This is a genomic window from Cloacibacterium sp. Arc13, assembly GCF_041431305.1.
GTDB classification, from domain to species: Bacteria; Bacteroidota; Bacteroidia; order Flavobacteriales; family Weeksellaceae; genus Cloacibacterium; species Cloacibacterium caeni_B.
The window spans coordinates 54,651-68,151 of sequence record NZ_JASMRM010000003.1; the positions used below are offsets into that span (position 1 = coordinate 54,651).

The 13,501-nt window shown below is 32.1% G+C and carries 16 protein-coding genes and 1 tRNA gene; 12 read left to right on the top strand and 5 right to left on the bottom strand.

The window, feature by feature from the left end:
- The 4 genes from QO190_RS03890 to lpxK all read right to left on the bottom strand — a co-directional run bounded on the left by QO190_RS03890 (nt 1) and on the right by lpxK (nt 3,232).
- On the bottom strand, nt 1-702 hold the full coding sequence (locus QO190_RS03890; RefSeq protein WP_371461885.1) for a hypothetical protein: 702 nt from the start codon (nt 700-702) through the stop codon (nt 1-3).
- Between the two features lie 10 nt (nt 703-712).
- Nucleotides 713-1,036 (bottom strand): PadR family transcriptional regulator, encoded by a 324-nt coding sequence (locus tag QO190_RS03895; RefSeq protein ID WP_069799540.1) that lies wholly within the window; start codon nt 1,034-1,036, stop codon nt 713-715.
- Nucleotides 1,037-1,401: 365 nt separating this feature from the next.
- Nucleotides 1,402-2,217, bottom strand: a complete 816-nt coding sequence (locus QO190_RS03900; protein WP_371461886.1) for a purine-nucleoside phosphorylase — start codon at nt 2,215-2,217, stop codon at nt 1,402-1,404.
- Nucleotides 2,201-3,232 carry a tetraacyldisaccharide 4'-kinase gene (gene lpxK / locus QO190_RS03905; RefSeq protein WP_371461887.1) on the bottom strand — a complete coding sequence of 344 codons (1,032 nt, stop codon included), beginning with the start codon at nt 3,230-3,232 and terminating at the stop codon, nt 2,201-2,203. Before lpxK ends, QO190_RS03900 begins: the two co-directional genes overlap by 17 nt.
- 188 nt (nt 3,233-3,420) lie before the next feature.
- Here lpxK and QO190_RS03910 point away from each other — a divergent pair, with 188 nt between their 5' ends.
- The 12 genes from QO190_RS03910 to QO190_RS03965 all read left to right on the top strand — a co-directional run bounded on the left by QO190_RS03910 (nt 3,421) and on the right by QO190_RS03965 (nt 12,730).
- Nucleotides 3,421-4,278 (top strand): YicC/YloC family endoribonuclease, encoded by an 858-nt coding sequence (locus QO190_RS03910; RefSeq protein WP_371461888.1) that lies wholly within the window; start codon nt 3,421-3,423, stop codon nt 4,276-4,278.
- 87 nt (nt 4,279-4,365) lie between these two features.
- Nucleotides 4,366-4,929, top strand: coding sequence for a guanylate kinase (gene gmk, locus QO190_RS03915; protein WP_371461889.1), 564 nt, complete (start codon nt 4,366-4,368; stop codon nt 4,927-4,929).
- A 25-nt stretch (nt 4,930-4,954) separates the two neighbouring features.
- Nucleotides 4,955-5,971, top strand: coding sequence for a quinolinate synthase NadA (gene nadA / locus QO190_RS03920; RefSeq protein ID WP_371461995.1), 1,017 nt, complete (start codon nt 4,955-4,957; stop codon nt 5,969-5,971).
- A gap of 180 nt (nt 5,972-6,151) precedes the next feature.
- Nucleotides 6,152-6,511: a dihydroneopterin aldolase gene (folB, locus tag QO190_RS03925; RefSeq protein ID WP_371461890.1), complete on the top strand. Its 360-nt coding sequence runs from the start codon at nt 6,152-6,154 to the stop codon at nt 6,509-6,511.
- A gap of 63 nt (nt 6,512-6,574) precedes the next feature.
- Nucleotides 6,575-6,645 (top strand) — tRNA-Cys (locus QO190_RS03930).
- 70 nt (nt 6,646-6,715) lie between these two features.
- On the top strand, nt 6,716-8,323 hold the full coding sequence (locus QO190_RS03935; protein WP_371461891.1) for a hypothetical protein: 1,608 nt from the start codon (nt 6,716-6,718) through the stop codon (nt 8,321-8,323).
- Nucleotides 8,324-8,410: 87 nt separating this feature from the next.
- Nucleotides 8,411-9,472, top strand: coding sequence for a chorismate synthase (aroC, locus tag QO190_RS03940; RefSeq protein WP_371461892.1), 1,062 nt, complete (start codon nt 8,411-8,413; stop codon nt 9,470-9,472).
- Nucleotides 9,473-9,481: 9 nt separating this feature from the next.
- Complete coding sequence (locus QO190_RS03945; protein ID WP_371461893.1) at nt 9,482-10,039, top strand: thioredoxin family protein; 558 nt, start codon at nt 9,482-9,484, stop codon at nt 10,037-10,039.
- A gap of 105 nt (nt 10,040-10,144) precedes the next feature.
- A complete protein-coding gene (locus tag QO190_RS03950) occupies nt 10,145-10,702 on the top strand; it encodes a TlpA family protein disulfide reductase (RefSeq protein ID WP_371461894.1) in 558 nt (185 codons plus the stop codon).
- 117 nt (nt 10,703-10,819) lie between these two features.
- Nucleotides 10,820-11,143 (top strand): YkvA family protein, encoded by a 324-nt coding sequence (locus QO190_RS03955; RefSeq protein WP_371461895.1) that lies wholly within the window; start codon nt 10,820-10,822, stop codon nt 11,141-11,143.
- A 78-nt stretch (nt 11,144-11,221) separates the two neighbouring features.
- Complete coding sequence (gene miaA / locus QO190_RS03960; RefSeq protein WP_371461896.1) at nt 11,222-12,127, top strand: tRNA (adenosine(37)-N6)-dimethylallyltransferase MiaA; 906 nt, start codon at nt 11,222-11,224, stop codon at nt 12,125-12,127.
- A 45-nt stretch (nt 12,128-12,172) separates the two neighbouring features.
- Entirely contained in the window at nt 12,173-12,730 is a 558-nt protein-coding gene (locus tag QO190_RS03965; RefSeq protein ID WP_104794362.1) for a thioredoxin family protein, read from the top strand.
- Nucleotides 12,731-12,789: 59 nt separating this feature from the next.
- Here the strand turns inward: QO190_RS03965 and QO190_RS03970 are convergent, their stop codons facing one another.
- Nucleotides 12,790-13,425 (bottom strand): MBL fold metallo-hydrolase, encoded by a 636-nt coding sequence (locus tag QO190_RS03970; RefSeq protein ID WP_371461996.1) that lies wholly within the window; start codon nt 13,423-13,425, stop codon nt 12,790-12,792.
- Nucleotides 13,426-13,501 lie beyond the last annotated feature (76 nt).

Consider the following 13,501-nt stretch of genomic DNA (forward strand, 5'->3'; position numbering starts at 1 on the left):
TTATAAATATTTTAAGAAAGGTTTTACTTTTTTCATTGTTTTTGCAAATTTAAATTGTGCAACTCCGGTATAATTGAAACCAATTACTAAAATAATAAAAACAATAAGTTTAGTAATGGTTTCAAAATCCAGCTTATTTTGATATAAATTAGAAATGACTTCATCAAAAGGTTTTATGTATTGTAAACCAAAATATCCTAAAGAAAAGATTAAGAAAATTCGCCAATGATAAACAGAAAATCTGATTTCCTTAAATTTCTCTTTATAGGCAAAAGAATTGAAAATATAATTATAAACGATAGTTAAAACGGGAAAAATGAAAAATATGAAAAAATAGGTTCTTAAATTTTTTACATCATAAAAATTTGATAATATGAAAAATAGAGACAATTGAATAAAGGAAATAGCTAAAGAAGTTTTTAACACATTATAGTTTTCTATTTTTCTAATCTTTTTTTCAAAATTTGTGATAGCTCCTTTGTCTTTGTTGGCAAGAACATAAAAAGGAACAGTAGTCTTTAACTCTTCTTTCCAATTTTCTTTACTTTTCTCAAAAGCTTCTTCAAAACTCAAATTTTCTTCTCTTTGCAAATCTGAAATCTGAGAAACAAAATGGTCATTTACTTCTATTAAAATATCAATCGGCAGTTTTTTTGAGAGCAGATAATTGCGGATTTCTGATTCTTGTTGTTTGGTAATCATGCTTTAGTTTTTAAATATTAAAAATTGCATTCAGATTAAATAGGTAAGATTTCATTTCTTCTTCTTGTAAGGCTTGTTGTTTTTTTCCTTTTTCGGTCAGCAAATAATATTTTCTATCTCTACCATTTACTTGTTGCATTTCAGAATAAATAACTCCTTCATTTTCTAATTTGTGTAACAAAGGATAAAGCGCACCTTCTGTCATCTCCAGTTCACCTTTTGTAAGTTCTTTAGCGCGTTGCGTCAACTGATAACCATACATTTTTACTTCTGAAGCGAGAAGTTTCAGAATAATATTTTGTAAAGTTCCTTTATATAATGCGTTTTTCTTCATACCTATATAAATTATGCATTACAAATATATACATAATTTTCTTATGTGTGAAAATTTTTTTTAAAAACTTAGAAACAAAAAAAACACCTCGAAAATCGAGGTGCTTCCTATGAAAAATATTTAGATTAGGTATAGTTATCTTTCCTTCTGAGAAGGAGATAGGCTACTTTAAAGGCAACTAATCTAAACGTATTCATTTTTTTCCTTTTTTACTTTGAAGCAAAATTATGCTAAGAATGCCATTTAGTTTTTACAAAATTTTATAGTAACGTTATAGAATTTTCATAAAAAAACGCTCCAAAAAATTGAAGCGTAATATTTTAAAAATTCACTTGCAGAAAATTCACTGCGAAGCAAAAATTCATTTATTGATAATTTTTCACCAAGCCTTTTACAATTTTAATCACATTAGGCATTGCTTTATTGGCAGCTTGTAAAACTTCTTCATGAGAAACGGTGAAAGCGATTTCTGGTCCGCCAACATCCGTAATGATAGAAATTCCGAAACAATCCATTCCCATGTGTTTCGCTACAATCACTTCTGGAACGGTACTCATTCCTACTGCATCTCCACCAATTGCTCTTACCATCCCGTATTCCGCAGGTGTTTCGAAAGTAGGACCTTGAAGCGCAAGGTAACAACCTTTGTGCACTTTAATATCTAAATTTTTAGCGGTTTCTTCTGCTACTGCAATCATTTTTCGGTTATAAGGTTCGCTCATATCTACGAATCTTGGTCCTAATTCATCAATGTTTTTACCACGAAGCGGATGTTCTGGCATCATATTGATATGGTCTTCGATAATCATAATATCTGCAACTCTGAAATTAGGATTTACTCCTCCAGAAGCATTAGAAACGATTAAATTTTGAATTCCCAAAAGTTTAAAAACTCTGAAAGGAAAAGTTACTGTTTCCATAGAATGACCTTCGTAGTAATGAAATCTACCACTCATCATCAATACTTTTTTGCCTTCTAAAATCCCGTAAATGAGTTTTCCACCGTGTCCTACTACTGTAGTTTGCGGGAAATTAGGAATTTCATGATATTCTAAAGTGTGAATAGCCTCTACTTCTTCTTGTAATTTGCCTAAACCAGAACCCAAAACGATGGCGAAATCAGGAGTTTCTTGAATGATATTTTGGATGAATTCGGCGGTTTGTTTAATTTTTTCTAACATAATCTTGAATGATTTGATTAAATTCTTCTTCGCGGTCTATTTCTACATTAATCGGCCAATAATATAATTTTTCTCTTAAATAATCGAAACCTTTTAAGCGAACATAATCTTTTTCTGTGGTCAAAATCAATTTATATTCTCCAAGTTTTTCATATTCTTTTTTGATGAGAGAAATGTCTTCTGTTGTGAAACTGTGATGATCTTTGAATCGCAAGTGTTTTACATTTGAGCTGTATCTTTTTACTTCTTCCACAAAGGTTTTTGGGTTGGCAATTCCTGTAATCAGGAGAATGTCATAATAACTCATGTTGTTATCTGGAAGTTTCAATTTGGGGTCAAAACAAAAAATTTCTTCATCATAATTGATGGTTGAGAAGAACACTTTTTGGTAATATCTAGGTTTAATTCTAGAAATATAGAATTGTTTTTTTTCTTCTGTAATATTTTCTGGACACTTGGTTACTACGATGATGTCAGCACGTTTTGCGCCACGTCTTGATTCTCTAAGATTTCCTGCAGGTAAAACAAAATCTTTAAAATACGGGTCATTATAATCCGTCAAAAGAATATTAAAACCGGGTTTTATTCTGCGGTGTTGGTAGCTGTCATCTAATAAAAGTACATCTAAATCCATGTCTTCGATGATTTTTTTTGCCCCAAAAACGCGGTCTTCACAAACGCCGATGACAAATCTGTTTTTAAATCTTTCGAAGAGTTGCATGGCTTCATCACCCACCATTTTAAAATTACTATCGTAATTTACAATACCATAACCTTTGGTTTTTCTTCCGTAACCACGAGATAGAACGCCTGTTCTAAAATTTTTAGCAAGATAATCTGCCAAATACATTACCATAGGCGATTTTCCACTGCCACCTACAGATAAATTTCCTACGCCAATCATAGGAGTTTTAAATTTCGTAGAAGAAAAAATTCCCCAATCGTACATTCTGTTTCTGAGGGCAGTAACAAAATGATAAACCAAGGAAAAAGGGTAGAGATACCATCTTTTCATGCAATAAATTTTCTTTCTGACGACTAAAATTCGCCATTTAATCAAGGGGCAAATTTACGAAATTTTTAAGGATTTTTTGGGACTATTTCATCTACTTATTAACAATGAGAAGTCTTATCGGTTTTAAGTTTTAAGAAAAAATTAACTTTCAGCATCTTTTCTTATCTTTGTGCTTACATATACACATTATGATTTTATCAATGACAGGCTTCGGAAGAGCCGAAGGTATTTTTGAAGGAAAAAAAATTAGCATCGAACTCAAATCGCTTAACAGCAAATCATTTGACTTGAATCTAAGAATTCCGCTTCGTTATAAAGAGAAAGAATTCGAAGTAAGAAAATTGTTGAATGACACCATTCTCAGAGGAAAAGTAGATTGCTATATCAATTGCGAAACCATCGATGACTGCAATGATGTAAAAATCAACCAAGACATTGTAAAAGCATACATGAATCAGTTGCGTGAGATTTCTCCCAATGCAGAAGAGTTCGAATACTTGAAAATGGCTATCAGAATGCCTGAAGCAATTAACGGAAAACCTGCAGAATTAAATGAAGAGGAGTGGAAATCTTTGGAAAACTTGATTAAAGAAGCTTTAGCAAAATTTGTAGATTTCAGAAAGACAGAAGGCGCAATTTTACACGAAGAACTGGCTAAAAATCTTAAAAAAATTGAAGAAAATCTTCTCAAAGTCATTCCTTACGAAGACGACAGAATGGTAGCGGTAAAAGAACGTTATCAGAGTACTTTGAAAGAATTTGAGAATGTAGACGAAACCAGATTCTATCAAGAACTGGCATATTACACCGAAAAATTAGACATTTCCGAAGAAAAAGTACGTTTAACTCAGCACTTGAAATATTATCTTGAAGTGATGCAAAACGAAACTTTCAACGGGAAAAAATTAGGATTTATCTCTCAAGAAATCGGTCGAGAAATCAATACATTAGGTTCTAAAGCCAATCACCACGAAATCCAAAAACTGGTAGTGATGATGAAAGACGATTTAGAAAAAATTAAAGAACAAACGTTAAACGTATTGTAATGATGAGTTATAAGTCATGAGTTATAAGTTGTTTTTTAGTCTCTAAATAACTCATCATTCATAATTCATCACTCATAACTATTAAAAATGAACAAAGTAATTATATTTTCAGCACCTTCAGGAAGTGGAAAAACCACTTTGGTAAAATATTGTTTAGGTGTTTTCCCTGAACTTCAATTTTCCATTTCTGCTACAACTAGAGCATTGAGAGGTGAAGAAATTCATGGGAAAGACTATTTTTTTCTTTCGGTTGAAGAATTTAAAAATCTGATTGCAAAAGATGCTTTTGTAGAATATGAAGAAGTTTATCAAGATAAATTCTACGGAACTCTAAAATCTGAAGTGGAAAGAATTTGGCAAGAAGGAAAAGTGGTCATCTTCGATGTAGATGTAAAAGGTGGCGTAAATCTGAAGAAAATTTTCGGAGAAAATGCCCTTTCTATTTTTATTGCACCGCCTTCTATAGACGAATTGGAACGAAGATTGATATCTAGAGCTACAGATGATTTAGAAACCATCAAAACCAGAGTGGCAAAAGCCAAAGAAGAAATGACTTATGCTGAAGAATTTGACCAAATTATCATTAATGATGATTTAGAAACCGCTCAGAAAGAAATTGAGCGAATTGTAAGAAATTTTATTGAAGAATAAAACCAACACCAAATACGATTACCAAATGGAACAAGCATTAGATATAGCAAAAAATAACCTTCCTGTAAAAGGATTTTTGGATTTGAAAGATATTCAAATTCCTCAAGGTCAAGATTTAATTGATGCGATTTTAAAGCTCAAAAAAGAAAAAAATGCCGTGATTTTGGCGCATTATTATCAGCCGGGTGAGATTCAAGATATTGCTGATTATTTAGGGGATTCTTTGCAACTAGCAAGAGCTGCAAAAGATACTGATGCAGATATGATTGCTTTTTGTGGGGTGCATTTTATGGCTGAAGCGGCAAAAATCCTTAATCCTACTAAAAAAGTAGTTCTTCCAGATACTTTGGCAGGTTGTTCACTTGCAGATGGTTGCAGTGGAGAAGGTCTTCAGAAAATGCGTGAACAGCATCCTGGAGCTTTGGTGGCAACTTATATCAATTGTAATGCAGAAACCAAGGCAGAATCTGATATTATTGTCACCAGTTCTAATGCAGAAACTATTATCAATGCATTGCCAAAAGATCAACCGATTATTTTCGCGCCAGATAAAAATTTGGGAAGATATTTGATGAAAAAAACAGGAAGAGATATGATTTTGTGGGACGGAAGTTGCATCGTTCACGAAGCATTTTCTATGGAAAGAATTGCAAAACAATTGGCGGAAAATCCTGATGCTAAATTAATTGCACACCCAGAATCTGAAACTCCAGTACTAGAATTGGCGCATTTTATTGGTTCTACTTCAGCTTTGCTAAATTATGTGGAAAAAGATGATTGTCAGAAATTTATCATCGCTACAGAAGAAGGAATTCTTCACGAAATGAAAAAACGTGCTCCTCATAAAGAACTGATTCCAGCTTTGGTTTTTGACGAAAGTTGCAACTGTTCAGAATGTTTCTTCATGAAGAGAAATACTTTAGAAAAGTTGTATTTGTGCATGAAATACGAATTGCCAGAGATTACTATGGACGAAGAACTTCGCTTAAAAGCTTTAAAACCTATTGAAGCTATGCTGGAGTTAAGTAAAACGATTAAGTAATTTTCACTTCGTCAAAGTTCAAAATCTTTGACAAAGTTTAGACAATAATAATACGTTCAGGAAATTTTCTGAACGTTTTTCTTTACATTTGTGGATAGTTGTCGAAAATCAATAGGAACGGACTTTAGTCCGTTTTAGAAAAAACGAAAATCTAATTGGCTTTAGCCAAAATTTATTAAAATGAAAAGTAAAATCCTTTTAGAAGATATTAAAATCTACGCTTATCACGGAGTTTTGCCAGAAGAGAAAATTCTGGGAACATATTACATTGTGAACGCAGAGATTGTAGCAGATATTACCAAAGCTGCTGAGACAGATGACTTGAATGATACCATTAATTACGCTTTGATTAACGATATTATTCATGCAGAGATGAAAATTTCTTCAGAATTATTAGAACATGTAGCAGGAAGAATTATCAAAAAAATAAAATCAGAATTTCTTCAAGTTCAGAAGGTTAAAGTAAAAATTACCAAAACAAAACCGCCAATGAAAAGCGAAATGAAAGGCGTAAGTGTAGAATTTGAAGAAAATTTTTAAAAAATCTATTTCTAAAATTTTTAAAAATCTGAAAAATCCCTATATTTGCACTCCGAAACACATGGTACTTTGGCCGAGCGGCTAGGCAGTGGTCTGCAACACCATCTACAGCGGTTCGAATCCGCTAGGTACCTCAACAAACAACAACACAAATCCTGAAAATTTAAAATTTTCAGGATTTTTTTTTATTTTTTTATTCACATAATGTTTAAAATTTTACTTTCTTTATTGATTATTTTTCCTGTTTTAATGGGTTTTGGTGAGATTTTCCAAAAGTTGTTTGGGAGGATTTGGTCTGGTCTTTCTGCAAAGCTTTTTTCAGGGATGTTTTTACTAGCAATAATTTGGCAAGTATTAGCTTTTTTTGTTCCTTTAAATATTTGGATAGAAAGTATAAGTATCCTAATTGGGGTCTTGTCATTTCTTTACTTTAGAAGTTATAAAGATTTTCTTAATTACAGAAAAGAAGAGATTGTAAAATTTTCGATTCCTAGTCTTATTATAATTTTTGCAGGAACTTATTATCCTTTCATTATTGATCATTTTGGGTATTACGTTCCAAGTATTCACTGGTTAAGAGAGTTTGGTTTCACAAAGGGTTTGGCTAATATTGAGTTGATATATGCACAAATGTCTGTTTGGCATATATTTCAATCAGGACTCTCTAATTTTTCAGATGTTTTTCTAAGAATAAATGTTATTTTTTTACTAGTTTTTTTACTTTATATTTTAGAGAAAAAAGCTTGGTCAATGTTGTTTATTTTGCCTATATTTTTATTTTTTATACAGTCTCCCAACTCAGACTTACCTGCTATTGCATTATCGCTTGTTATTTTAAATGAAGTAATGAGTGGAAATAAAAATGTTAAATTACTTTTTGCTTTTTCTGCTTTTGTTTTTACCATAAAACCTACTATTGTTTGGGTATTGTTATTTGTTGCTATATATTTTTTTAAAAAGGAGAATTTTAAATATGCAGGATTAGGGATTGTGGTTCTCGGGATTTATATTTTTAAGAATATTCTAGTCTTTGGTTATCCTTTTTTTCCTATTCAGATTGGTGATTTAAAACTTTATTGGATGCCACACAGCGAGGTTCTAAAAGAATCTGCAGAGCTTGCAATAATGAAAGCATATGACTTAAAATTTTCTATTTCAGAAATTGAAAAATTTACAGTTTGGGATTATGTTTACAATTGGTTCACAATAAATTCATATAAAAAATATATCCATTTTGCATTTGTTTTGGTGATGCTATCATTCGTTGTGTTTACTTTTATTAAAAAAGATAGATTAACTACTGCTTTATTTGCTTCTATAGTTATAAAAAGTTTTTTAGTGCTAATGTTCTCTGCGCAATACCGTTTTTTCATGGGAGTGTTTTTTGTCTTTTTTCTCATTAATTTCAAATCTATTATCCAAGAAAAAATATCTTATATTGGTTTTTCTTTAGAAATTTTTTTAATAATTATATCATTATCATTTCCTAAATTGTTGCAGAATAATTTTATTTCTTTTAAATCAGGATATTATATGAAAGGCTTTACTCAGAAACAGATATATAGACCAGCTTCTTTTACGGCTTTTAAATATTCTGAGTTTAAAATAGGTAACCTTAAATTTTACATACCACATCATCATTTGGCTTATGATACGCCACATCCATCGATTGCTCCATATTCAGTAAAAAAATATTACGAAGCAGGAATTTTTCCGCAAAAAATATCAAAGAACATAAAAAATGGTTTCGTTTGGAAGAAACTGTCAACTAAAGATAAAGAAAAATTGAAGGGAATTATCTCTAAATTTTGATACGAGTTACGTGATACAAGTTCTTATGTTATAAAAATATTATAACTCGCACTTCGCACCTCACTCCTTTTCACTAACTTTGCTTTTATGAACAATTTAGGAAATTTTCTCACACTTTCTACCTTTGGCGAAAGTCACGGAATAGCTTATGGTGGAATTATCACCAATTTTCCAGCAGGAATTGAAATTAATTTTGAAGAAATTCAGCATCAACTTGACCGCAGAAAACCTGGTCAAAGTTCTATCGTTACCCAAAGAAAAGAAAGTGATACTGTACAGTTTCTTTCAGGAACTTTTGAGGGGAAATCTACAGGAACTCCGATTGGTTTTGTGATTTATAATGAAAATCAAAAATCGAAAGATTACGAACATATTGCCGCTGCTTACAGACCTTCTCATGCAGATTTTACCTACGACCAAAAATTTGGAATCAGAGATTACAGAGGTGGCGGGAAATCTTCTGCGCGAGAAACCATCAACTGGGTTGCTGCAGGAGCTTTGGCGAAACATATTTTACCCTCAACTATAGAAATTCATGCTTATGTTTCTTCGGTGGGAGATATTTTTTGTATGAAACCTTATCAGGATTTAGATTTTTCTAAAATTGAAAGCAATGATGTTCGTTGTCCAGATGAAGAAACTGCCGAAAAGATGATTTCTAAAATCAAGGAAATCAAAAAAGAAGGAAATACCATCGGCGGAACCATTACTTGTGTTATCAAAAATCTTCCTGTAGGAATTGGCGAACCTGTTTTCCTAAAATTACAAGCCGAATTGGCAAAAGCCATGCTGAATATCAATGCTGCAAAAGGTTTTGAGTACGGAAGCGGTTTCTGTGGAGCAACCATGACTGGAAAAGAGCATAATGATTTGTTCAATGAAGATTTTACTACGAAAACCAATCTTTCTGGCGGAATTCAAGGTGGAATTTCCAACGGAATGGACATTTATTTCCGAGTAGCTTTTAAGCCAATTGCTACGATTCTTAGACCTCAAGAAAGTGTAGATAAAGACGGAAATTTAGTTATTGTAGAAGGAAAAGGAAGACACGATCCTTGTGTTTTGCCAAGAGCAGTTCCCGTAGTGGAAAATTTGGCAGCATTTGTTCTTGCGGACTTATTTTTGATGAATCAGATTAGAAAAATTTAAAACTTAAAAATGAAAAATTACTGGCAAAACGCAGTCACTTTTGACGAATATATTAAAGAAACTGAACGCAGAATTGAAGTTCAAAATCCTGAAGACGATCATAATGAATATTATGAATTGGGGCTTCAGAGAATGAACAGAACTTTGAAAACTTATAAAGCAGATGAAGAGCAATTAGAAACGCTGAAATCTAAAAACTTCAATGGTAAAATCCTTATCATTACAGAACCTTGGTGCGGAGATGCAAGCGCAACCGTTCCTGCGGTTTCTAAATTTTTTGAAGGACATAATGACGTGAGAATTTTTTACCGTGATTCTGATACTTCTTTAATTGACCAATTCCTAACGAACGGAACGCAATCTATTCCTAAAATTTTAATCTTGAATGAAGATTTTTCTCTGAAAAATGTTTGGGGACCAAGACCGCAATATGGAACAGATTTGCTGAAAAAATTCAAGGAAAATCCAGAAACATATCCTCGTGAAGAGTTTTATAACGATTTACAAGTGTATTACGCTAAAAATAAAGGAAAAGACGCGATTCAAGAAATTTTAGAACTACTGTAGTTAGAAGGGTTTCCCTCTTTTAGAGGGGTGGCTTCGCAAAGCGAAGTCGGGGTGTCAAAATAAATATTATCACATCAACAAATTATCACATCAACACATCAATTTATGAACTTTTTAAGAAAAAACTGGCTGACATTATTGCTTTCGGTGTTTCTGGTTTCTATGTTTCTGTTTCCAGATTTTAGAGCGTTTGTTCAGCGACAAATTTTGATGAAACCTTCTTTAGAAAAAGTAGAAAAAGACGTCACTTTTACAGCTGAGGAAATGAATATTCAACTGAAAGGAGTGAATGTTCCTGATGCGAATTTGGCAGATTTTAAGGACAAAGTCGTTTTCTTAAATTTTTGGGGAAGTTGGTGTCCTCCTTGTAGAGCAGAATATCCGAGTATTCAAAAATTGTACGAAGCCAAAAAAAATAAAGTGGCTTTCGTACTGATTGCTATGCAAGATGAAGAAGAAAAAGTGAAAAAATTCTTAGCAGATAACAATTACACAACACCGGTTTATTTTGCGAAGTCGCCACTTTCTGAAAAAATGTTGCCAAAAGTTTTTCCTACGACCTTTATTTTGGGCAAAAATGGAAGGATTTTGATGAAAGAAGATGCTGCAAAAGATTGGAATTCTGAGTCTGTTCATCAGTTTTTGGATTCTGTAGCTCCTTAAGAATTATTAAATAAAGTTAAAATCTATTAAAATAAAATAAGCAAAGAGTTTTTAATTTAAATTGGCAAAGATTTTGAAATATAAATGTCAACACACCTAAAAACTCAAAATATTAAAATGAAAAAAATAGCATTGTTGTTTCAAGCATTTAAAAAAGACGGATTAATTTCGAAGTTTCCTAAAATTTTAAAAATGTTTAAAGCGTACAAAAAAGGCGAATTTCAAATGGACCTTAAGAATGTAATCATTCCACTGGCAGCATTTGTATATATCATTTCGCCATTAGATTTTTTACCGGGAATTTTCTTAGATGATTTAGGAATTCTGGCATTGGTTTTACCGATGGTTTTAAAAGAAGTAGATCGATTTATCATTTGGGAAAAAGAAAAAAATGCGGTAAAAAAAGATAATAAAGTTATTGATGCAGAAATAATAGAGTAAATAAAATAATTTCATTTGTGTTTTTTTAAATCGTTCCGAGATTTTCTTGGGACGATTTTTTTTGAATAAATTTGCACTATGCAGAAAACACTCATTTCTATCATTGGTTCTACAGGAATTGGCAAGACAAAACTGGCCATAGAAATGGCAAAACATTTCGGTACAGAGATTATTTCTTGTGATTCTAGACAGTTTTTCAAAGAAATGAAAATAGGAACTGCAACTCCTACAGATGAAGAATTAGCACAAGCTAAACATCATTTTATTGGTCATCTTTCGGTTCAAGATTACTATTCCATAGGTCAATATGAAGAAGATGCTTTGGAAAAAATTGAAGAAATTTTTGAGAAAAATGATTTCGCAGTTTTAGTTGGGGGAAGTATGATGTATGAAAAAGCAGTTGTAGAAGGACTGAACGATTTACCTGAAGCTAATGCGGAAAATCAAGAAAAGTTACAGAAAATTTTGGACGAAGAAGGTCTGGGAAAACTCCAAGATATTCTCAAAAATCTAGACGAAGAATATTATAATGTAGTTCATAAAGAAAATCCCAGAAGATTATTACGATCTATAGATGTGATTTGGCAAACCGGCAGAAAATATTCTGAAATTATTGCAGAACCTAAGCATAAAAGAGATTTTAAAGTAATAAGAATAGGAATTACCGCACCCAGAGAAATTATGTACGAAAGAATTAATCTTCGAGTAGATAAAATGCTGGAAAATGGGTTGATAGATGAGGTAAAATCTTTGACGGAATATCAAAAACTTGTTCCGCTACAAACCGTAGGTTACACCGAAATTTTTAAATATTTAGAAGGAACTTGGGATTTAGATTTTGCCATTGAAGAAATCAAGAAAAACTCTCGCAGGTATGCAAAACGTCAAGAAACGTGGAATAGAAAAGTAGAAAATGTGACTTGGCTTCCGTATGATTATTCAGTAGAGCAGCTTCATGAGATTTTATCGAAGATAGAAAAATAAATTCCGTAATTTTGCAGTCAATAAATTAATGATAAATCCATAGTTATGGCAAATACACCTTCCAATATGCTCGCTTTAGGTACTAAAGCACCTTTTTTTGAATTACCAAATCCTTCTCATAGCAATGAAATTCAATCTTTAGAAGATTTAAAAGGCGAAAAAGGAACATTGGTGATTTTCATGTGCAATCACTGTCCGTTTGTGTTACATGTTATCGATAAATTGACAGAATTATACGAAGATTATCATACGCAAGGAATAGAATTTATCGCTATTAATGCGAATGATGTAGAAAAATATCCAGCAGATTCTCCAGAAAAAATGATAGAATTTCAAATCGAAAGAAAATTTGAATTCCCTTATTTGTTTGACGAAAGTCAAGCAGTGGCAAAAGCTTATGACGCAGCTTGTACACCAGATTTTTATTTCTTTGACGAAAAATTAGACTTGGTTTACCGTGGTCAAATGGATGATTCTAGACCAGGAAATCAAAAAGAAATCACAGGTGAAGATTTGATTATTGCCTTCGAAAATCTATTGTCAGGAAATCCACAGGAAGAATTACAAAAACCAAGCATGGGTTGTAATATCAAATGGAAATAATTAAAATTACCTCATAAAAAGCAAAGAGTCAAGCGCTAAACTTGACTCTTTTTTATTTTTTAGAAAAACGGATTGTGTTTTTTCTCAAAGCCTATTTGTGTTGTGTTTCCGTGACCGCTATATACTTCTGTTTCTTCGGGTAAAGTAAAAAGTTTTGTACGAATGCTTTCTAGCAATTGCTCATGATTTCCTCTGTATAAATCTGTTCTGCCAATGCTTCCTTGAAAAAGTGCATCGCCAGAAATTACAAATTTCTGCGCTTCATTATAGAAAGCTATGCTTCCTGGAGAATGTCCCGGAACATGGAAAATTTCAAAAGAATCTTCGTCTATAAAGTATTTTTCGCCTTCGTTTAAAAGTTCGATGTCGCCAACAAATGGTTTGAAATCAAAGCCATAATTTCTGGCAGACATTGGATTTCTGTTGAGAACATCTTTTTCTTCTTCATGCATTTTTACGGCAACTTTATAGGTGTCGAAAGCCCATTGTAAGCCTAAAACATGATCTATGTGAGCATGAGTCAGTAAAATATTTTGAATAGAAATTTCTTTTTCTTTGATGAAATTTTCTAGAATTTCATTTTCTTTTTCGTTCCAGTTTCCCGGGTCTATAATGACGCCGTTTTTTGGGTCATTAAACAATACGTAAGTGTTTTCTGAAAAAGGATTGAACCGAAAAATATGAATGTGAAGCATGTTTTGAAGTTTAGATTTTAAGTTTTCAAATTTAATCATTTTCAGCGTTTTAATTTTCAATATTTTGGCTCGATTT

Coding starts and splice junctions, on each gene's coding strand:
- QO190_RS03950 (WP_371461894.1), top strand. CDS start 10,145: ATGAACTTTTTAAGAAAAAACTGGCTGACATTATTGCTTTCGGTGTTT.
- folB (WP_371461890.1), top strand. CDS start 6,152: ATGAAAAGTAAAATCCTTTTAGAAGATATTAAAATCTACGCTTATCAC.
- miaA (WP_371461896.1), top strand. CDS start 11,222: ATGCAGAAAACACTCATTTCTATCATTGGTTCTACAGGAATTGGCAAG.
- QO190_RS03890 (WP_371461885.1), bottom strand. CDS start 702: ATGATTACCAAACAACAAGAATCAGAAATCCGCAATTATCTGCTCTCA.
- QO190_RS03895 (WP_069799540.1), bottom strand. CDS start 1,036: ATGAAGAAAAACGCATTATATAAAGGAACTTTACAAAATATTATTCTG.
- QO190_RS03910 (WP_371461888.1), top strand. CDS start 3,421: ATGATTTTATCAATGACAGGCTTCGGAAGAGCCGAAGGTATTTTTGAA.
- nadA (WP_371461995.1), top strand. CDS start 4,955: ATGGAACAAGCATTAGATATAGCAAAAAATAACCTTCCTGTAAAAGGA.
- QO190_RS03945 (WP_371461893.1), top strand. CDS start 9,482: ATGAAAAATTACTGGCAAAACGCAGTCACTTTTGACGAATATATTAAA.
- QO190_RS03900 (WP_371461886.1), bottom strand. CDS start 2,217: ATGTTAGAAAAAATTAAACAAACCGCCGAATTCATCCAAAATATCATT.
- QO190_RS03955 (WP_371461895.1), top strand. CDS start 10,820: ATGAAAAAAATAGCATTGTTGTTTCAAGCATTTAAAAAAGACGGATTA.
- lpxK (WP_371461887.1), bottom strand. CDS start 3,232: ATGAAAAGATGGTATCTCTACCCTTTTTCCTTGGTTTATCATTTTGTT.
- QO190_RS03965 (WP_104794362.1), top strand. CDS start 12,173: ATGGCAAATACACCTTCCAATATGCTCGCTTTAGGTACTAAAGCACCT.
- aroC (WP_371461892.1), top strand. CDS start 8,411: ATGAACAATTTAGGAAATTTTCTCACACTTTCTACCTTTGGCGAAAGT.
- gmk (WP_371461889.1), top strand. CDS start 4,366: ATGAACAAAGTAATTATATTTTCAGCACCTTCAGGAAGTGGAAAAACC.
- QO190_RS03935 (WP_371461891.1), top strand. CDS start 6,716: ATGTTTAAAATTTTACTTTCTTTATTGATTATTTTTCCTGTTTTAATG.
- QO190_RS03970 (WP_371461996.1), bottom strand. CDS start 13,425: ATGCTTCACATTCATATTTTTCGGTTCAATCCTTTTTCAGAAAACACT.